This window comes from Microcoleus sp. Pol11C3, assembly GCF_036701485.1.
Taxonomy (GTDB): domain Bacteria; phylum Cyanobacteriota; class Cyanobacteriia; order Cyanobacteriales; family Microcoleaceae; genus Microcoleus.
The window spans coordinates 1-18,684 of record NZ_JAUBQW010000088.1; the positions used below are offsets into that span (position 1 = coordinate 1).

18 protein-coding genes and 1 pseudogene are annotated in these 18,684 nt (G+C 45.6%); 11 read left to right on the top strand and 8 right to left on the bottom strand.

Annotated features, from left to right (window positions below; all coding sequences use genetic code 11):
• Positions 1-80 precede the first annotated feature (80 nt).
• From QUA40_RS18975 to QUA40_RS18985, 3 genes and pseudogenes are all read left to right on the top strand, one after another.
• Positions 81-725 (top strand): annotated as a pseudogene (locus QUA40_RS18975) (IS1 family transposase); the annotation flags it as partial.
• Positions 643-966 (top strand): helix-turn-helix domain-containing protein, encoded by a 324-nt coding sequence (locus tag QUA40_RS18980; protein WP_445301168.1) that lies wholly within the window; start codon positions 643-645, stop codon positions 964-966. The pseudogene QUA40_RS18975 and the gene QUA40_RS18980, both read left to right, overlap by 83 nt.
• A complete protein-coding gene (locus QUA40_RS18985; RefSeq protein WP_333128589.1) occupies positions 963-1,694 on the top strand; it encodes a restriction endonuclease in 732 nt (243 codons plus the stop codon). Before QUA40_RS18980 ends, QUA40_RS18985 begins: the two co-directional genes overlap by 4 nt.
• Here QUA40_RS18985 and QUA40_RS18990 read toward each other — a convergent pair.
• A complete protein-coding gene (locus QUA40_RS18990; protein ID WP_333128591.1) occupies positions 1,657-2,850 on the bottom strand; it encodes a DNA cytosine methyltransferase in 1,194 nt (397 codons plus the stop codon). The genes QUA40_RS18985 and QUA40_RS18990 overlap by 38 nt on opposite strands.
• 58 nt (positions 2,851-2,908) lie before the next feature.
• Here QUA40_RS18990 and QUA40_RS18995 point away from each other — a divergent pair, with 58 nt between their 5' ends.
• A complete protein-coding gene (locus tag QUA40_RS18995) occupies positions 2,909-3,130 on the top strand; it encodes a type II toxin-antitoxin system HicB family antitoxin (protein ID WP_333128594.1) in 222 nt (73 codons plus the stop codon).
• Between the two features lie 21 nt (positions 3,131-3,151).
• On the opposite strand, the gene QUA40_RS19000 is transcribed toward QUA40_RS18995, so the two are convergent.
• Positions 3,152-4,681, bottom strand: coding sequence for a YifB family Mg chelatase-like AAA ATPase (locus QUA40_RS19000; RefSeq protein ID WP_333128596.1), 1,530 nt, complete (start codon positions 4,679-4,681; stop codon positions 3,152-3,154).
• 215 nt (positions 4,682-4,896) lie between these two features.
• Between QUA40_RS19000 and QUA40_RS19005 the strand changes: the two genes are divergently transcribed.
• The 3 genes from QUA40_RS19005 to lnt all read left to right on the top strand — a co-directional run bounded on the left by QUA40_RS19005 (position 4,897) and on the right by lnt (position 8,771).
• The gene (locus tag QUA40_RS19005; RefSeq protein ID WP_006631073.1) at positions 4,897-5,244 is read left to right on the top strand and encodes a histidine triad nucleotide-binding protein; all 348 of its coding nucleotides are present in this window, start codon (positions 4,897-4,899) and stop codon (positions 5,242-5,244) included.
• Positions 5,245-5,789: 545 nt separating this feature from the next.
• Complete coding sequence (psbA, locus tag QUA40_RS19010) at positions 5,790-6,872, top strand: photosystem II q(b) protein (protein ID WP_333128598.1); 1,083 nt, start codon at positions 5,790-5,792, stop codon at positions 6,870-6,872.
• A gap of 282 nt (positions 6,873-7,154) precedes the next feature.
• Positions 7,155-8,771, top strand: a complete 1,617-nt coding sequence (lnt, locus tag QUA40_RS19015; protein ID WP_333128640.1) for an apolipoprotein N-acyltransferase — start codon at positions 7,155-7,157, stop codon at positions 8,769-8,771.
• A gap of 60 nt (positions 8,772-8,831) precedes the next feature.
• Here lnt and QUA40_RS19020 read toward each other — a convergent pair whose 3' ends face one another.
• Positions 8,832-9,737, bottom strand: coding sequence for a bestrophin family ion channel (locus tag QUA40_RS19020; protein WP_333128600.1), 906 nt, complete (start codon positions 9,735-9,737; stop codon positions 8,832-8,834).
• Between the two features lie 375 nt (positions 9,738-10,112).
• Here QUA40_RS19020 and recJ point away from each other — a divergent pair, with 375 nt between their 5' ends.
• Complete coding sequence (gene recJ, locus QUA40_RS19025; RefSeq protein ID WP_333128602.1) at positions 10,113-12,194, top strand: single-stranded-DNA-specific exonuclease RecJ; 2,082 nt, start codon at positions 10,113-10,115, stop codon at positions 12,192-12,194.
• A 121-nt stretch (positions 12,195-12,315) separates the two neighbouring features.
• Here recJ and psb30 read toward each other — a convergent pair whose 3' ends face one another.
• Positions 12,316-12,456, bottom strand: coding sequence for a photosystem II reaction center protein Ycf12/Psb30 (psb30, locus tag QUA40_RS19030; protein WP_333128604.1), 141 nt, complete (start codon positions 12,454-12,456; stop codon positions 12,316-12,318).
• A gap of 351 nt (positions 12,457-12,807) precedes the next feature.
• Here psb30 and QUA40_RS19035 point away from each other — a divergent pair, with 351 nt between their 5' ends.
• The 3 genes from QUA40_RS19035 to QUA40_RS19045 all read left to right on the top strand — a co-directional run bounded on the left by QUA40_RS19035 (position 12,808) and on the right by QUA40_RS19045 (position 14,184).
• Positions 12,808-13,176, top strand: a complete 369-nt coding sequence (locus tag QUA40_RS19035; RefSeq protein ID WP_333128606.1) for a YkgJ family cysteine cluster protein — start codon at positions 12,808-12,810, stop codon at positions 13,174-13,176.
• 172 nt (positions 13,177-13,348) lie between these two features.
• Positions 13,349-13,672, top strand: coding sequence for a hypothetical protein (locus QUA40_RS19040; RefSeq protein WP_333128608.1), 324 nt, complete (start codon positions 13,349-13,351; stop codon positions 13,670-13,672).
• Positions 13,673-13,896: 224 nt separating this feature from the next.
• Positions 13,897-14,184 carry a YggT family protein gene (locus tag QUA40_RS19045; protein ID WP_333128610.1) on the top strand — a complete coding sequence of 96 codons (288 nt, stop codon included), beginning with the start codon at positions 13,897-13,899 and terminating at the stop codon, positions 14,182-14,184.
• Positions 14,185-14,406: 222 nt separating this feature from the next.
• Here the strand turns inward: QUA40_RS19045 and QUA40_RS19050 are convergent, their stop codons facing one another.
• From QUA40_RS19050 to QUA40_RS19065, 4 genes are all read right to left on the bottom strand, one after another.
• Entirely contained in the window at positions 14,407-14,838 is a 432-nt protein-coding gene (locus QUA40_RS19050; RefSeq protein WP_333128612.1) for a hypothetical protein, read from the bottom strand.
• Between the two features lie 107 nt (positions 14,839-14,945).
• Positions 14,946-15,833 carry a shikimate dehydrogenase gene (locus tag QUA40_RS19055; protein WP_333128613.1) on the bottom strand — a complete coding sequence of 296 codons (888 nt, stop codon included), beginning with the start codon at positions 15,831-15,833 and terminating at the stop codon, positions 14,946-14,948.
• A 182-nt stretch (positions 15,834-16,015) separates the two neighbouring features.
• A complete protein-coding gene (locus QUA40_RS19060) occupies positions 16,016-17,380 on the bottom strand; it encodes a P-loop NTPase fold protein (RefSeq protein ID WP_333128615.1) in 1,365 nt (454 codons plus the stop codon).
• Positions 17,381-17,974: 594 nt separating this feature from the next.
• The gene (locus QUA40_RS19065) at positions 17,975-18,655 is read right to left on the bottom strand and encodes a type 1 glutamine amidotransferase domain-containing protein (protein WP_333128618.1); all 681 of its coding nucleotides are present in this window, start codon (positions 18,653-18,655) and stop codon (positions 17,975-17,977) included.
• Between the last annotated feature and the right edge of the window lie 29 nt (positions 18,656-18,684).

Below are 18,684 nucleotides of genomic sequence, written 5' to 3' on the forward strand. Positions count from 1 at the left end.
CTGACGAGCGGGCTACCCTGTATATTTTGTTGGTTTTGTCAAGTACAATTTATACCAAATTAGATGAGCTTACCCTGAATTACCAACCCCATAGAGGTTACTCGGAAGAAGTTCAACGTGAATGTCTAAAAATGTATATCAATGGCATGGGTTTTAGAGCCATTGGAAGAGTCAAAAATATTCACCATACTACAATTATTAATTGGGCAAAACAAGCTGGAAAGCTGTTACCTGATTTTTATGAGCCCCAGGCAACTCCAGAAGTAGGAGAATTAGATGAATTAGAAAGTTTTATGGGATCAAAAAAAATAAAACCTGGCTATGGACAGCAGTAGACTACTTTAAACCTGGTATTTTAGGATGGGCTTTAGGCGAGCATAGTGCTCAAACTTTCAAACCTCTATGGGAGCTGGTGGAGAAAGGGAAATGCTATTTTTATGTGACAGATGGATGGAAAGTTTACCCTCATTTTATTCCCGATGGATATCAGATTGTTAGTAAAACCTATATGACCCGAGTTGAGGGTGATAATACAAGATTAAGGCACTATTTGGCTCGTTTGAAACGAAAAACTCTTTGTTATTCTCGCATCTGAACAAATGTTAAGGTATTCAATTCGATTATTAATTCACTATCTAAGATTTGGAGATATTCCTCTTCCTGCTCACAATCAAAAAAATCATTTTTGTTGTCGGCGATCGCCTTTTAGCTTCATCATACCCTGATTCACCAACGCCGATTCTGCGTGCTTTAGGTCATCTCGTAAAGCAACGCAGGACAGCGTTGGGAATTTCGCAAGAGGAGCTCGGAATGCGGGCTAATTTAGACCGCACCTATATATCTGGAGTCGAACGCGGAGTCAGAAATCCGTCCATCACTGCAATTGCAAGTCTAGCTAGCGGCTTGGACACAACAATTTCCAATCTTCTCGAAAATCTAGAAATAGAAGCGGAAAATATAGAGTGAGCAATCAAGATTTAGCAGGAACAATTAAAGCTCAATTAAAACAAGACTCAACTCAATTCAAAGTCTTTAATCTCCTCTCCGATCAAAAATGGCACTGTCGGGAGTGCGAAGGCAAACAGATAGCATCAGCTCAATATGCTGGCGGTGGCGGAATTCAGGGATTGCAGCGCGGAACAAGGAAGCGCCCCGGTCTGGTTATTGTAACAGAAAAGAGATACTGTCAAACTTGTCAGGCAACACGTTTGGGCGATTCGTGGACAGGAGAAATAAAATCTGCAAATTCTGCTGCTAACATACCCGCTTCTCTGGTAAAAATAATTCTCGAAGTTTACTTTTATACAGATGCAATCGAACAGAGAAAACGAGCCGCCCATGAGTTAGTAATTGACCATAGGTTTCCGATGGAACGCTGGGGAGATAATGAACCACCACACCTGGCATCTATGAGCGAATCTGAAATCAAGGCCAAGTTTCAGTTGCTCAAAAAAGATGCTTCAGGCAATCACAATCTTCTAAAATCTCGAAGTTGCGAACGCTGCATCAAAACAGGGAAAAGAGGCACACCTTTCGGAATCAAGTTTTGGTATGAAAGAGGCGAAGACTGGCCTTCCATACATCAGCGCGGGGCTGAAGCTGAGGAAGGCTGCACAGGATGCGGCTGGTATGATTTTGAAACTTGGCGAAATGCTCTCAATCAAAAACTAGCTGAATCTGTCCGGGAGGTTTAACAGTAACTAAGCTAGGCTTGTTAAGCGCAATATCATTCAAGTATGGAATAAGTGCAAAGCCGATACACTCTGCTAAACGGGGCGGCACGGCATTTCCAATTTGCCACATGGCTTTTTTCATTGAACCTTCAAAAATAAATGAATCCGGGAAAGCTTGCAATCTAGCCATTTCGCGAGCTGAAATAACGCGGTTGAGATAAGGATGAATGTGAGTGCCACCGTGATTTTCTTTAACCGTCATACTGGGTTTTCCCGGATACTGTCGCTTGAAAGCATCGGCGTAGCTTTCATACAAAGAACCGCCTGGTGGAACTTTAGCAAGTCTTTCCATGTACTCAACAGAATGACGAGTCCATTCGTGGTTAATTTCTGGTATGGGAGTATACTCTGGTAAATCCTCAATCGCTGACTCGATTGCTTTGTATTGTTCGGCCAACAATTGCGGCTTCGGATACGGATTTGGCATCCCAAATCTGTTAGCAATAAAAATAGCTCTTGGCCTGATTTGCGGAACTCCATAGGCGGCTGATTCCAGCACCGCAACGGAAACGTGGGGATAGCCAATTTCCTCAAAAGCCTCGCAAATTGCTTGCTTAACAGCTCCTTTTTGTATAGTCAATATTCCGGGTACGTTTTCCATGACAACATACCAAGGACGTATTTCAGAGACAACGCGGACAAACTCTCTAAATAGGCGATTTCGGGGGTCGTTGGGGTCGCGTTTTCCTGCAACTGAGAAGCCTTGACACGGCGGCCCGCCTACAACAACATGAACTTCTGGCGAACCAATTTCAGCGAGCAACTTTTGGGGATTTAAGTTTTTTATATCGTCGCACAAGTGATGGCAATCTGGAAAGTTTTTTGTATGAGTTGCCGAGGCGATGGGATTAATTTCAACACTTGCTACTGGTCGAAAACCAGCTTGCAATAAACCTTGGGTCATGCCGCCCGCACCGCAAAAAAGATCGACAAATGTATAGTCTGATTTTGGCAGTGACTGAGATTCAACATCAATGAATATCTTGTAGGGGTCGCAGTCATTTGCTTCTAGTTCGCGTTGGATGCGTTCGTAACGCCCTAACTTTGCTTTCTTCTGCTTTTTAGCAGGAATTGTCTCTTCCTCCTTTGAGAATAAAGACAGTTGTATTGCTTCCATTTTATATTTTTTACGGCATCATATCTATTGTATTGTACTGTACTTAACGAGATGAACCATGAAAGACGATCGCATCAATATTTTTTACAGCAACCAAGATGAAGGCTATATTGCCGATATTCCTGATTTAAAATACTGTTGCGCTTTTGGCGAAACCCCAGAATCAGCTTTGCAGAAAGTACAGATTGCTAAAACAGCATGGCTGGAAGCTGCAAAAGCTGCGGGAAAACCCATTCGCGAACCAAAATACCGACCTGCAATATATCAACTTACGACTTGAAAAACATCGCACAAATCCCCTTTACTGCATCCGATCGATCGTCCGATACTGAACCGCCTCCCCCACATGATTCGTTTTCAGGCTTTCATCCCCCGACAAATCAGCAATAGTTCTAGCAACCTTCAAAATGCGATCGCTAGCCCTCGCCGACAGCCCCAACTTCCGAATCGCCATCTCCAATAAATTCCGAGAAGCATCATCCAACTGACACCATGTATTAATGTGACTGCTTTGCATCTGGGCATTACAGCGCAAGCCAGCTTCCGACTGAAAACGGCGAGTTGCGAGCTCTCGCGCCCGCTGCACCCTCACCCGCACCGGTTCCGACTCTTCCCCCGTCGGCTGTCGTGTAATTTCCTCCGGTTTCAAACGATTAACCGCCACTTGCAAATCAATCCGATCCATCAAAGGCCCCGAAAGTTTTGCCCAATATTGCTCCCTCTTTTGCGGGGAACAAGTACACTGTTGAATCGAATCGCCGTAATAACCGCAAGCGCAAGGATTCGTACTCGCAACTAAAGTGAATTGAGCCGGAAACATCACCGATTGTCTAGTTCTAGAAATCGTCACATAACCATCTTCCAGCGGTTGTCGCAAAAACTCCAAAACATCTCTTTTAAACTCAGTTAATTCATCCAGAAAAAGTATGCCACGATGTGCTAAAGAAATTTCACCCGGACGCGGAAAACTGCCACCACCGACAAGAGAAGGCCCCGATGCCGAATGGTGAGGACTGCGAAAAGGCCGATCGCTCACCAGCATTCCCTTATCCTTCAACAACCCAGCCACCGAATGAATTTGAGTCACATCTAAAGCTTCATCAAAAGTCAGCGGCGGCAAAATACCCGGCAAACGCCTCGCCAACATAGTCTTACCGCTCCCTGGCGGCCCCACAAAAATTAAATTGTGTCCCCCCGCCGCCGCAATTTCCAAAGCCCGCCGCGCGTGAATTTGCCCCTTGACATCTTTTAAATCTAAACCCGGAAACCGCGTTTTTGCTAACTCTTCTCGACCGTTTACTTCTACAGGCGAATAAACTTCAGGATTGTTCAAAAAATCAGTAACTGCAAAAATATTCTCAAAACCATAAACAGATATTCCATGCACCAAAGCCGCTTCCTGCGCGTTACCAGCCGGTACAACCAAGCCCGAAATACCCATTTTTTGAGCAGCAGCGGCGATCGGCAAAACCCCAGCCACAGGCCGCAAACTTCCATCTAAAGAAAGTTCCCCTAAAAACAAATAATCTCCCAAAAGTTGACCGCTGACTTGTTCTGATGCTGCTAAAATGCCAATGGCGATCGGCAAATCAAAACTCGGCCCTTCCTTCCGCAAATCCGCCGGAGTCAAATTAATCACAATACTCCGCATCGGAAAAGCATATCCCGAATTTTTCAGCGTAGCCTTAACCCTTTCCTTAGCTTCTTGCACTGCAGAATCTGGCAATCCCACAACCACAATTTTCGGTAGCCCGCCTGACACATCAGCCTCAACACCCACCTTTACCGCGTCAATTCCAACGATCGATGCACTCCAAACCCTAGCAAGCATTTTTCTGTATCCTTAATTTGCCTGTCCTTGATTCATCATCTATTATGATTAACAATGACTAATGAATATCGGGAGAGGCAAGAAAAACTTTTCCTTGCCTCTTCTTTTTCTCCTCTTCCCTCTCTCCTGCTGGGTCTTCCCTCTTCCCTCTTCCCGACATCCGTTACACCCGTTACATCCGTTACAGAATCCGTTGCCGAACTTCGTTAACACCCATGACAACTCAAGAAACGCTTTTCAGCAAAATCATCCGCAAAGAGATTCCCGCAGACATCGTTTATGAGGACGACTTGGCCCTCGCGTTCCGAGATATCCATCCGCAAGCACCCGTCCACATCCTCGTCATTCCCAAACAGCCTATTGCCAAATTAGCCGATGCCGAGTCGGGAGATCATGCTCTCATGGGACACTTGCTGCTGACTGTCAAACGGGTAGCAGAACAACTCGGACTTAGCAACGGCTATCGCGTCGTCATTAATAGCGGCAGCGATGGCGGCCAAACTGTAGACCACCTCCACCTTCACATTCTCGGCGGACGGCAGATGAAGTGGCCCCCAGGCTAAAGCCTATTTTTTACGCCTAACTTGCGGACTCATCCTCAGAAACCCGGTTGATTTCTATTGCCCAGCGCTTCAGAAACCGGGTTTCTTTTTTCGTCAATAAACCCGGTAGATTGGAGATTATTGAGAATGCAGCCCGATCGCACTAGAAACCCGCTTGTCAGTATTCTCCCGATACAAACTTACCCTCGCAGAAGCCACTGGTGATATGTGAATAAATATTAAAAATCATCTCTTCAAGACCTAATTAAGAGATATTTAAATAGAAAGGATCTCGACCGGAAAAAAAAATGCTCGAACTGCTGAACCAAGCTACAGACAATACATTCAGTTCTTCAGGTCGCTATATTTAACCCGTTTGGTGTGTAATATTACTTTGTAAAAAACTACAAATATTTACGAATATTTAAGTCATTGTAAAAATTTGTAAAAAGTTTAAATTGTCAGCAGAAATCCCTTGGCAAAATCGAGTGAATGGTGTTACTAATAGAAGCGTGGGGCATCCCCACAACGAACCTTGAAAATTCAATTAAGCCATCATAAACCAAATGACAACAACCGTACAGCGTCGCGAAAGCGGCAACGTTTGGGAACGGTTCTGCGAGTGGGTAACTAGCACCGAAAACCGCATTTATATCGGTTGGTTCGGCGTCTTGATGATTCCCACCTTGCTCAGCGCCACCATCTGCTACATCATCGCCTTCATCGCTGCTCCTCCAGTGGACATCGACGGCATCCGCGAACCAGTTGCTGGTTCCTTGATGTACGGCAACAACATCATCACAGGTGCAGTTGTTCCCTCATCCAACGCCATTGGCTTGCACTTCTACCCAATTTGGGAAGCGGCTTCCCTCGATGAGTGGTTGTACAACGGCGGCCCCTACCAATTGGTAGTTTTTCACTTCCTGATTGGCATTTTCTGCTACATGGGTCGTGAATGGGAACTGTCTTACCGCTTAGGTATGCGTCCTTGGATATGCGTCGCTTACTCTGCACCAGTTGCAGCAGCAACCGCAGTATTCTTGATTTACCCGATCGGACAAGGCAGCTTTTCTGACGGTATGCCCTTGGGTATCTCCGGCACATTCAACTTCATGATCGTGTTCCAAGCTGAGCACAACATCCTGATGCACCCCTTCCATATGTTGGGAGTAGCTGGTGTATTCGGCGGTGCTCTGTTCTCCGCTATGCACGGAAGCTTGGTAACATCTTCTTTGGTTCGCGAAACAACCGAAACTGAATCATTGAACTACGGTTACAAATTCGGTCAAGAAGAAGAAACCTACAACATCGTCGCAGCCCACGGCTACTTCGGTCGGTTAATCTTCCAATACGCGAGCTTTAACAACAGCCGTTCTTTGCACTTCTTGTTAGGTGCATGGCCAGTAGTCGGTATCTGGTTTACCGCTTTGGGTATCTCCACGATGGCTTTCAACTTGAACGGTTTCAACTTCAACCAATCGATTATCGACTCTCAAGGTCGTGTGATCAATACTTGGGCTGATGTGATTAACCGCGCTAACTTGGGTATGGAAGTAATGCACGAGCGCAATGCTCACAACTTCCCGCTTGATTTGGCTGCAAGTGAAGTCACTCCAGTAGCAATGGTTGCTCCTTCTATCAATGGCTAAGTTTTAGCTTTTGATTCACAAAAAGCGCTCCTAGAAATAGGGGCGCTTTTTGTTTTGGCAAGTAAAATTTGATAGATTTTTTTCTGTTAAATCCGTTAAATCCTTTAAATCACATACACTGCGCCTTGCCGAACTTCCCGATAGATCTGATATATTAATTAGGAATTATTATTTTTGGCAATCATCAAAGTGGCGATATTTAACAGGCACAAATTTGAAAAACTCGCGGTTCATAAATCAAAAACATTAGCCTGGGCGATCGCATTTTTTAGCGGCATTTTGATGGCATTGACAACCGCACCAGTAAATGCTTGGCTATTGGCTTGGGTAGCCCTAGTTCCCCTCTGGATTTTGGTTGTTAGTTATGAAAAGCCTCTTCAAGAAGTAAAACAACAAAAATTCTTCATTCTTCCTGCTTCATTCTTCCTTCTTCCTTCACTCTGGGGAATTGGCTATCACGGATTAGCTTTATCTTGGATTATGGGAATTCACCCGATGACATGGTTGGGAGTTCCTTGGTGGCCGAGTTTGGCGATCGCACTTTTTTGCTGGGCATTCATCACCCTCTGGGGAGCCGCCTTAGTCGCCGTTTGGGCGTGGCTATTTGCGATCGCAATTTCCAAAATTAGTAGCACAGGCATCTTGCCTGTGATTTCCCAAAAAATTAGTGGCACAGGCATCTTGCCTGTGATTTCCCAAAAAATTAGTGGCACAGGCATCTTGCCTGTGATTCGCGTTTTAATTGGCACAGCTTTATGGTGCGCCTTAGAAAGTATTTGGAGTACAGGTTCGCTGTGGTGGACATCCCTATCATATACCCAAAGCCCGCACAATTTAGCAATATTGCACCTCGGTCAACTCTCCGGGCCCAGCGCAGTAACAGCCGCTATTGTAGCAGTAAATGGCTTAATCGCCGAAGCTTGGCTCGAAGGAAGAAGTCAGAAGCAAGAAGTCAGAAGGAAGAAGTGGATTCCTTATATTTTGCCTGCTAGTTTGTGTGTAGTTTTGCATATTGTAGGATGGAGCTTATACAACCGCCCTTTAAATCAAGAAGCTGCAACCGCTTTAAAAATTGGCATTATTCAAGGCAATATTCCTAACGAGATTAAGTTTGATTCAGCGGGTTGGGGGCGCGCTTTGGAAGGTTACACCACTGGATACAAACAGTTAGCAGACAGAAAAGTCGATGCTGTGTTAATTCCAGAGACAGCTTTGCCTTTTATCTGGACAAACGAGTATCAACGTTCTACTCTTTCTTTTTACCAAGCTATTCTCGATCGCGGCGTGGTGGCTTGGGTGGGAGGATTCGGACAGCAAGAGAATAGTATCACTAACAGCTTATTGGCGATCGATCGCACTGGAGAAATTATCGGCCGCTACGATAAACTAAAGCTAGTGCCTTTAGGCGAATATATCCCTTTTTACGAAATCTTAGGCGGGATTATTAATCGGCTTTCTCCCTTAGATGCTCATTTAGTACCCGGCAATTCTAAACAATTATTTGATACGCCGTTTGGCCGCGCCATTGTCGGAATTTGTTACGATTCAGCCTTTGCTGAAAATTTCCGATATCAGGCAGCGAATGGAGGCGAATTTATGATCACCGCTTCCAACAATGCCCATTACAAACCGCCGATGTTGACTCAACATTACGCTTTAGATGTGATGCGGGCAATTGAGACGGATAGATGGGCAGCTATCGCAACTAATACGGGTTACTCTGCTTTTGTAAATCCTCGCGGCGAGACGGTTTGGAAGTCGGGAATTAATACTTATGAAGTCCGAGATGCTACTATTTATCGGCGGCAAACTCGGACTTTGTACGTGCGGTGGGGAGATTGGCTGACACCTTTATTGTTAGTATTAGCTGGGTTAATGCGGTTTATTGTTAAAAATTAACCGGTAGGTTATTCCCTTTTCGATTTTTGATATCAATCGAAAATCGAAAAGGGAATAACTCTAATTATCTTTCAGGTGTTCGTGAACGCTAGGAGATAAAGTAATTAAATCGTCGATATTTCGCTGCATGGCAGCACAAATATTGTCCAAAGGTAAATCATTGACATCGTGCCCGAAGGGATTTTCAATTTCAATACCGATTTCTTCGATGCCGAACAAAGTAAAACTAATTAAAGCCACAGCTAGGCCGGTTCCCCAAGTCAAATCCTTCACCATTTGAAATGGCAGTGCCAAACAGTAAACCAACAATAACTGTTTCAGGTGAATCGCGTAAGCCAAAGGAATAGGCGTCTTCAAAATTCGCTCGCAGCCGCCTAATACATCAATCATAGAGTTAATCAACTCCTTCATACCAGTTAACTGATAGACATCGATGCAATTGCGCTCGTACTGTTTGTGCAAATAATCCTCAATCCAAAACGCAATTTCTAGGGGTGGATTGTTCATCGATTTAAGCTTTTGGTACTGCGAGGGGGAAGTTAACAGCTCCAATTCGGAATTTACTGATTCTTGCCGCAAGTGCAATTTCAGCGTCACTGCAAAGGCCGGTAACAGGCGCAGGGCTGACTTTTTGAATGCGATATCCTGCGGGTCTTTTTCCTCAATTGCTACCCAGATTTGGCGCGCCAAATTGCGGATGTTGTTGTTTAAAGTTCCCCACATTCTCCGACCTTCCCAAAATCGTTCATAGGCTGTATTTGTCCGAAAAACTAACAGTAAACCCAGGACAATACTCGGTACAATACTCGACAAAATAGGGAAGGAAACGGGCAATTGGAAAAAGTGCAGCAGGGAAATAAAAACTCCAAAGCCGCCGCAGAGCAAAACCCGGGGCCAAATTGAGGGAATGACAGACCCCCGAACCTGTAATGCAATTTTAAACCAAGACGGTCGATCGACACTCATGCAAGTCTCCTCATAAAATTAAATTCGCCCTCTGGGCCCAAAGTCCATTTTCGATTTTCGATTTACTGCACAGATGCAATCTGGGGGTTGGAACTAGGGCGTTGCCCTGAGCTTGTCGAAGGGTCTAAATTTTTTGCCCTCCACGACTCCTATCGGGCGCTGGTATCAATATTTGGGTGCGGTGGGAGCTTCCGAAAAAATCTTTCCTACAAACAACATTCGGATTTTACCGAAAAAACTCATCTTTAGGATCTCAAATTTCAAATCTCAAATTTCAAATCTCAAATTTCAAATCTCAAATTTCAAATCTCAAATTGATTGACTGATGCACTTAATTAGGTAAGATTAATTATGTATCTTTAGACCTCAGCTTCCGTGCAAGAGCTACCCACATCTGTGCCCCCGCATTTTCACCGATTGCCGAACCAACGGTGGCAAATTTATTCGCCTCAAGCACAGCAAGCCGAACAGTTTGCCACTGAAATCGGTTTGTCGCCCTTGCTGGCACAGGTACTGATTAACCGGGGCATCGATTCTCTGAAAGAAGTGCAAGGGTTTATCGAACCGGAATCTCTGGTTTTGCCCGCGCCAATGGATGAGTTCCCCGATTTGGCTGCGAGTGTCAAATTGTTGCGCGAGGCGATTTCGGGAGGGCAAAAAATTGCAATTTGCGGCGACTACGATGCTGACGGGATGACGAGCACGGCTTTGTTGCTACGCGCTCTGAGGCTGCTGGGGGCGAATGTGGATTATGCTATTCCCAGCCGGATGCGAGAAGGTTATGGGATTAACGATCGCATTGTAGAAGAATTTCACTCGGAAGGTGTCGCTCTCATTCTCACGGTTGACAACGGAATTGCAGCCTACGGCCCGGTTGCCAGAGCGCGAGAACTCGGTGTCAAAGTTATTATTACAGACCACCACGATTTGCCGCCAAAACTGCCGCCGGCTGATGCTATTCTCAACCCGAAATTAATAGCGGAATCTTCACCTTATCGCGGTTTGGCTGGCGTAGGTGTTGCTTATGTTTTGGCGATTACTTTAGCTCAAGATATGCAGAAAGTTGGCGGGTTGGTCAATCCGCTGCTGGAGTTATTTACTTTAGGAACTATTGCGGATTTAGCGCCTTTGACAGGAGTGAACCGGCGCTGGGTGAAGCGTGGTTTGCGGCTGTTGCCTCACTCGCAATTGGCGGGTATTCAGGCTTTGATTCAGGTGGCGGGAGTGCAGCCGGGAAGTGCGGAAAGTTTACCTCTTCTTAATTCAAAAAATCAAGCTAACAATTCGTTAAAGCCTGAAGATATTGGTTTTCGGCTTGGGCCCCGGATTAATGCTGTGGGGCGGCTGGCTGACCCTCAAATTGTGATAGAGTTGCTGACGACGGACGATCGCGAATTGGCTCTCAAAAACGCGATGCAGTGCGAACAAATTAATCAGCGCAGGCAGGAGTTGTGCCAGGAAATTGAGCAGGAAGCCATCGCTTGGTGCGAGAAAAGTGATCTCGACTTGCAGCAAGAACGAGTTTTAGTTGTCGTGCAGCCCGGTTGGCACCACGGGGTGATCGGGATTGTAGCTTCTCGGTTGGTGGAACGCTACGGCGTACCTGTGTTTATTGGTACTTTTGAGGATGAGGCTGTAGGGGCGGTTGCCCATAAAATTATCAGGGGTTCGGTCAGGGGAATTCCTGAGTTTAATGTATTTGACGGGCTGAATTTTTGCGCGGATTTATTAACTAAATTTGGTGGACACAAAGCGGCTGGCGGTTTTTCTATGCCGGCTCAGAATCTCGAACAATTCCGCAATCAACTGTCAATTTTTGCCAATCAATGTTTGCAGCCGGAACACCTAAAACCGCTGGTTTCAGTAGATGTGCGAGCGGATTTGGCTGAGATTAATCTCGACCTTTACCGACAAATTGATGCTCTGGAACCTTGCGGGATTGAAAATAAGGCTCCTGTATTTTGGACGCCTAATGTTTGCATAACTGAACAGAAAATTGTTGGTAAAGGAGGTCACGTTAAACTAACTGCAACTCAAGATGGAAATGTATCGGCTAGTGTGAAGGCGATTGCTTGGCGTTGGGGGGAATATTTTCCTTTGCCTCGGCGGGTTGATATTGCTTACCGATTGCGGGAAAATAGTTTTAATGGCAAGACATCGGTTGAGTTAGAATTGTTGGGTGTCCGGCTTCCGGCAAATGCTGCTAGTTCCAGGCCGCCGATGTTTGGAAAAGTTGAGTTTGATTACTGCGATCGCACTTATTCTTGCAGTCTGTCTCCCGCCGGCTCGATCGAGGAATTGAGAATCCGCAACTCTCAAGGGCAAGTTTTGGCTGTCGCACCCGGACAAAACATCGGTTTGTTAGGCAACTCCCGCAAAGATGCTAGAGAAGTCGATGTATCTCTACCTTTTTTTGAGAATTTGATTCAAACTGCTAAACACGCCCTGGGTATTTGATAACTCGGTATTTGATAAGAAAGCTCGTGCAGCAGGGAAAATTGGCGATCGAGGGTTGTGAATTTTGGATAATTTAAAACTCAAAACTCCAAACTCTCGATCGCCCCGGAGCGTGCTATAATTACAAGTCGCCGCCTTTAGCTGCCAGCAGAAAAATCACGATCGGGCCCGAAAGCACGACTGCTGCGAGTAAAGCTACCTGAATAATAAGTTGGTAGTCTACACCAGCCATACCACTGAAAAGATCGGTTATAAAGTCCATGTGTCCTCCTGACTGTAGTGATTAAGTCTAGATTGTTGAATTAGAAAATCCGCTTCTGATTTTACCGGGCGATCGACCATATTTTTTAAGGAACTTTACAAAATTCAACAAAATGTAAACTACGATCGACCTCTCAGTCACAAGAAACCAGGGACTTGATGCCCCTTCTCGGAAAATGATCCGAATCTAAAATCTAAAATCAAACTATCGCACCGCCCCTTCGGGATATCCGCCTCCGGCGCTGGCAATTGATATACTTAAAGAGCCCCAATCTCCTAAAGTTTGGCATTTTCCACATCATGCTCCGAATCTAAAATCTAAAATCTAAAATCTAAAATCTAAAATCAAACTATGGCTACTTGGCGTTGCGTAAAGCAGTGCGGTGCTTGTTGTTACCTCGACCCAACAGAACGCCCTGACTTAGACGAGTATTTATCTGAAGACGAATTAGCGCTCTATTTGAGCTTAGTCGGAGAGGACGGTTGGTGTATCAATTTTGACAAAGCGACCCGAGAATGCGGAATTTATGGCGATCGACCGCGCTTTTGTCGGGTAGACTCAGAAGTGTTTCAGGATATGTACGGCATTGAGCCTGCTGAATTGAACGATTTCGCGATCGAGTGCTGCTTGGAGCACATTGAAGATCTTTATGGCGATCGATCTTTGGAAATGATCCGCTTTAACTCGGAAGTCGGAATTCTCGCCTTACCTGACAACTAACCGACTTGATGCGCCTTTGGGCTTTTGTCCCTCCGGCTCATTTTCCCGATCGCCCTCTCAATTCTTTAATCAAAAGTCTAAAATCTAAAATCGAACGATCGTCTGTCGGTTTCTCCAGCCAATAGTGTCAAAATAAACAAATCAAAGAAATATCGCGCAGTTGAGTTGAGCCATGAGCAATCGAGAGGGTTTTACAGGGGGATTTATTGCCGGAGCTGCTGTTGGCGGCTTGGTAGGTGCAGTTTTGGGCACGGTACTGTCGCGGCGCGCTGCTGAAGCTTTGCTGAGTGAACCTTCAGAAGCAAAGACAAGAAAGATCCGCCAGAGGAAAGCCAGTCAACTCGAAGCCGACAGCATGGAAGTAGCAAGGCTGAGTTTAGAAGATAAAATTGCTCAGCTAAATCAGGCAATAGATGACGTGCGGCTGCAACTCGGCGACGTAAACGGCAACGCGCAGGCGCACGGCGGCGAGGGTTCGATCACCCAAGACTCCTGAATCCATTTAAAATTTTAGATTAGTCTGGCAGATCTATGCGGGCGATCGGTCAACGGTCGCACAGTTCTCTCTTCATCTTTCCAGCTAAAAGGGGGAGACAGAAGCAACAAGGAACAACAAAAACGCTCCTGGTCTCCCCAACTCCCACTCCCCCCACTCCTCCAGCTATGCTAAACTCAAACTTAAAGTGTCTGTAAACTTTACTCAAACTACAAGCAAAATTTATGAGTTCTTCCATAGGCCTTTTGGCAACCACGCTAGCGACATTTCTGCAAATCTATCTAGTCCTGATGATTTTTAGGGTGCTTTTAAGCTGGTTCCCCAATATCAATTGGTACGACCCCCCGTTTTCGATTTTGAGTCAGTTAACAGATCCTTACCTGAATCTATTCCGATCGATTATCCCCCCCTTGGGAGGGATTGACTTTTCGCCCATGATTGCGTTTTTTGTACTTCAGTTCGGCTCGGAATTCTTGATCGGTCTTTTGACCAACTTGCAAACATCTTTGTAGTTTGAAAAGCTTAAGTTTTTAAGCTTCGAGCGTAAATTGTTTGCCAGACCTAGCTGCCTGCAACTAAATTTTAGATTTGACATTTTTAGATTAACTCCCCGGTTGAAAAGCTGGGGAGTTAATCTTACATTAAAAATGAGAAATTGCCCGCCACTCAACAATCTCAAATCTCAAACTGCATCGCAGTTTCTCAACAGCCATCTAAAATCTCAAAGAGTTTCGTTAGCGGCGAACCACGCCAGTAAAACCTGTAGCTTTAAATTGCTTGAGCTTCAAAGGTGTTCGTTGATTGGCGGCAACCGAAATTCTGAGCTGAAAATCGCTAACTCCGGGAGGAACTTCTTCTATAGAACCCAAGCGAGTGCGGTTTTGCATCACTGGATTGTCGTCGGCATCATAAATGCGGCCGAAAATATCGGCATTGACAACTGGTTTGCCGCTGCTATTTTCGGCTTTCCCAGTAATCAAAAAGCAGGTAGCTTCCATAGAACTGCCGCTGGTGACTGTTCCTTCTGCCATTTCTGCCGGACATTCGTGATAAGAAAGGTCGGAAAGTTTAATCGGCGTCAGAGCCCAAGCAGGTGGAGTGAATACCAAACTAAAAATTCCGATTAGGCAAGTAGCAAAAAAAAGACTGATAGCTCGAAATTTCATAAATGGGGGGGTAAGTATATTTTAATTTTCAGCTTAGCGCGAATTCAGCCTCAAATTTCTACTTATACGAATTCGGAAAACTACAGCTACTTTTTGAAGAAATGGCATTAGTCTAGGCCTAAATGCTGTCGCAAGGCTTGGCGCATCACATCAACTGGGACGGATTCTTTATCCAGCCAAATTTTTAAGGCTGCTGCTCCTTGTTGAACTAGCATTTCAAGTCCGTCAATAGCTCGCGCTCCCCGAAGCTGTGCATCTTTGAGAAACTGGGTAGGATTAGGGGTGTAAATTAAATCATAGACGATCGCACCTGCGGAAATTCGATCGAGCGCACCAGCCGGAATCGGCGACTTTTCCCCCTGCGGATACATCCCCACAGGCGTCGTGTTCACCAGCAAATTTGCCTGCGAGATTAACATTGACAAATTATCCCAAGTATGCACCTGCAAATTCTGCACGGGCATCGGAGAATTGACCCAACTCTGCTGAAATTCCGCTAAATTTTGTTCGTTGCGGCCAACAACGTGAATCTCTGCACATCCCAATTGAGCGCATCCAGCCACAACAGCTCTCGCCGCCCCGCCATTCCCCAAAATTACCGCTACTTTCTGACTCCAATCAGAACCCCCCTTAGCTTGGTAAACGGGGGTTTGCAGCGGCGCTAGAAAGCCTTCAACGTCTGTATTTGTACCGCACCAACCTTTGTCAGTCAGGTATACGGTATTGACTGCGCCAATCGCTCGGGCGATCGGGGAAACGGACGACAGTAGCGGTAAGATGGCTTGTTTGTGGGGAATCGTGATGCTAAATCCCCGAACGCCGATCGCCGCAAATCCTGCAAGAGCAGCTTTTAAATCCCCTGGTTTTACCGGAAACGGCAGGTAAACAAAATCGACTCCCAAGTGGGAAATAGCAGCATTGTGCATCGCCGGCGACAGAGAATGTGCGACGGGATGGCCAATTACTCCTAACAGTTTAGTAGTGCCTTTAATCATTTTTGTTAGTTGACGGTTGACGGTTGACTGTTGACTGTTAACGGTTGACTGTTGTGAGTTTTCATACCAGCTCCTGCTACAATACCGCCCTTATTCTTTAGTCCCCCTCTGCTCGGACTTCGTTTGACTCTTAAGCGATTTCAATCGTCAACTGTCAACTGTCAACTGTCAACCGTCAACCGTCAACTGTCAACTGTTTGCCGAAACTCTTTGGCGTCAGCCAAAATCGGATTGACATCAAACCAGTAATCCTCGCCGTAACGGTATTCAAACACCCAGAGACTACGCAGCAAGATTTGGTATTTAGTTTCCCCACTCACAGTTTTGGCAGCGGATACTTGGCGCAGCAATTGCCACTCATCAGGCTCGATCGCCAAAGTAAGCTGGTGGCGGCGCTGGATGATCACATTTTCCAAAGTTTCCCGCGACAGAGGAGGGTCTTGTTTCTGCAGACAGCTATACAGCAGTTGCAGCAAATTGCGGACATGACCCCCACTGACTCGACACAGGCGATCGAGAGTTTCCGCAGAGTCGAAAACTTTGCCAACCAAAGCATAGCGCTGTGAAGGGCGCACCGTTGGAAAAGCCCGCGCCAGAACCATCTGCCGCAGCAATTCCACACCCTCAGAGCACTCAGAACCGTCGCTCAACTGCACCGGCACCATCGGCAAAACCTTTGGATCTACCCCAAATCGATTGGTCAACTGGCCCAAATCGTTAGAGAAAATCAGCACCAAGGGAATTGTATACACGACGTGACAATTTAGTCTTGCCAACTGTTCGCCGCGATCGACAAACAGGTATTCCGGCTGAAGCCGCCCCGTCGGTTTCGCGCACAGGTGTATGCGATCGAGATTGTCGATAATTACGACAAGTCCTTGTTTCCCTTGGCGTTTGAGTTCTTGATTAGCCGGCTCCAGCAACTCCTTATTCAGCGCATCTAAAATTACGTTAGTTCGTGGCTCCAAATATTGCCTCAACTCCGATCGCAGATTCGGAGCATCTTTCGCTTTAGCAGTAATTTTGCCAATTCCCAACGCCAGAGAAAATTCTCCCTCCGTGCTGGCATTTATTTCCCCCAAACCAGGGATATTAGCTTCAGCGCTCAAGTCTATTTGAGTTTGAAAAACATCAGCAACCCCTTTGAGCAAAGCTTTAAAACCCGTCGGTTGCAGCTTGATTTTCATTTTCTCGATGCTTTCGCTCACCTGACGAGCAACGCTCAACAAAATGTCAGTGATATCTACATCAGCCATATCTAAGTCTTTACTCGACTCAAAGTAAACAACATGAAATCCTTGTTGCTGCAATTGAGCTTGCAGCCGCAGCAATTCAGTTGATTTACCAGAGCCGATGTGACCGGTGAATAGTTGACAGGTAGGTGCATCGGGGGACAGACGGCTGATGGTGCGCTCCAATTGTTCTACGATTGTGCCGCCCCGCACTGAAGAGAAATCTATATAGTATTGTCGGTCTTCTTGATTTGCTACTGCCAGGGTGTAGCTGGGATTGCAGGCTCTATAAAATTTCTGTAAATTTAGTTCCATACCCTGTTCCATCTTTCACAACATTATGCCCTAATAGCTTATTCATTTCGCTATCGTAATAATCAGCACAAATTCTCAGTTTATTTCGCTGTTTTACGGGGAAATCAATATCTTGATGCTTGCCTAAATCCGCACTCCAAAATTATACTTTATTTTGGGGTACTGGGAATAAATAAAACTCACTAAAATCTACCCTAACTCAGTAATTTATCCTCGGATAGCGAGCGCGACTTCATTGACATCACAGACGAAAATTTGGCAGTAAGGTTCTCGGATAAAATTTGCTATTGGAGTACGGTTAACCGAAGAAAATAGGTGGTAATTAGGTGTCCCAGAACCAGGTTGTTTTAATAATACCTTCGCCATTTTCCCAGTAGGTTGGGTTCTTGTGAAGCGAAACCAACAACAGATTTTAGATTGGCGATTTTAGATTTTAGATTGGAGCAAACATCTAAAATCTAAAATCTAAAATCTAAAATTGATGGCGTTGGGTACGAGTCCCTCAACCCAACCTACTTTCTTACAGCATTTTGACTTAGGCGCGAAGGTGTTGTTTAAGAAACCGGGTTTCTGAGTGTGATATTTTTTTGGGATCTACTTATTTTTGAGCAATTCTACCATTTTGTGACCGACACCAGCAGCCGAAGCGGGATTTTGGCCTGTGACGAGCCTCTCGCTCGCTACAACATGAGCCTGAAAATTAGGAACTTTCGTAAAATTAGCGCCGCGTTCAATTAATTTCGACTCCAGCAAAAACGGCACTATTTCAGTCAGTCCCACAGCGGCTTCCTCTTCATTAGTAAAAGCAGCCACAGTCTTATTTGCAACCAGGTACTCACCATCCGACAACTTAAGATTAACTAACGCCGCGGGCCCGTGACAGACAGCACCCACAATGCCATCTGCTTCGTAAATAGCAGCAGCAATCGCAGCAAGTTCCTGGTTATCGGCAAAATCCCACATTGTACCGTGTCCCCCAGCGTAGAAAATAGCGCCATATTCTGCGGGGTCAATTTGTGCAGGATTGAGAGTATTTTCCACTTGCGCCACATGTCGGATATCCTCTAAAAAAGCCTGATTTAGCGGGTCTTCTAAATCTACCCCAACCATTGGAGCTTTACCGCCTTTGGGGCTGACAAAATCTACCGTTAATCCTGCCTGAGTAAATGCGTCCAATGGATGCGTCACCTCTGGGAGATAAAAACCCGTTTCTTTACCAGTGTCGCCCAGTGTATCGTGGCTGGTTAAAACAATCAGAACTTTTTGGCTAGTCATCGTCTATTCCTCTTACTATCAGGTGTGTT

Excerpts from the sequence above, each read along its gene's own strand:
- QUA40_RS19005 (WP_006631073.1), top strand. The coding sequence starts at position 4,897 with ATGACAACTCAAGAAACGCTTTTCAGCAAAATCATCCGCAAAGAGATT.
- QUA40_RS19040 (WP_333128608.1), top strand. The coding sequence starts at position 13,349 with ATGAGCAATCGAGAGGGTTTTACAGGGGGATTTATTGCCGGAGCTGCT.
- QUA40_RS19060 (WP_333128615.1), bottom strand. The coding sequence starts at position 17,380 with ATGGAACTAAATTTACAGAAATTTTATAGAGCCTGCAATCCCAGCTAC.
- QUA40_RS19000 (WP_333128596.1), bottom strand. The coding sequence starts at position 4,681 with ATGCTTGCTAGGGTTTGGAGTGCATCGATCGTTGGAATTGACGCGGTA.
- QUA40_RS19045 (WP_333128610.1), top strand. The coding sequence starts at position 13,897 with ATGAGTTCTTCCATAGGCCTTTTGGCAACCACGCTAGCGACATTTCTG.
- QUA40_RS19065 (WP_333128618.1), bottom strand. The coding sequence starts at position 18,655 with ATGACTAGCCAAAAAGTTCTGATTGTTTTAACCAGCCACGATACACTG.
- psb30 (WP_333128604.1), bottom strand. The coding sequence starts at position 12,456 with ATGGACTTTATAACCGATCTTTTCAGTGGTATGGCTGGTGTAGACTAC.
- QUA40_RS18990 (WP_333128591.1), bottom strand. The coding sequence starts at position 2,850 with ATGGAAGCAATACAACTGTCTTTATTCTCAAAGGAGGAAGAGACAATT.
- QUA40_RS19035 (WP_333128606.1), top strand. The coding sequence starts at position 12,808 with ATGGCTACTTGGCGTTGCGTAAAGCAGTGCGGTGCTTGTTGTTACCTC.
- QUA40_RS19055 (WP_333128613.1), bottom strand. The coding sequence starts at position 15,833 with ATGATTAAAGGCACTACTAAACTGTTAGGAGTAATTGGCCATCCCGTC.
- psbA (WP_333128598.1), top strand. The coding sequence starts at position 5,790 with ATGACAACAACCGTACAGCGTCGCGAAAGCGGCAACGTTTGGGAACGG.
- lnt (WP_333128640.1), top strand. The coding sequence starts at position 7,155 with ATGGCATTGACAACCGCACCAGTAAATGCTTGGCTATTGGCTTGGGTA.
- QUA40_RS19020 (WP_333128600.1), bottom strand. The coding sequence starts at position 9,737 with ATGAGTGTCGATCGACCGTCTTGGTTTAAAATTGCATTACAGGTTCGG.
- QUA40_RS19050 (WP_333128612.1), bottom strand. The coding sequence starts at position 14,838 with ATGAAATTTCGAGCTATCAGTCTTTTTTTTGCTACTTGCCTAATCGGA.
- QUA40_RS18995 (WP_333128594.1), top strand. The coding sequence starts at position 2,909 with ATGAAAGACGATCGCATCAATATTTTTTACAGCAACCAAGATGAAGGC.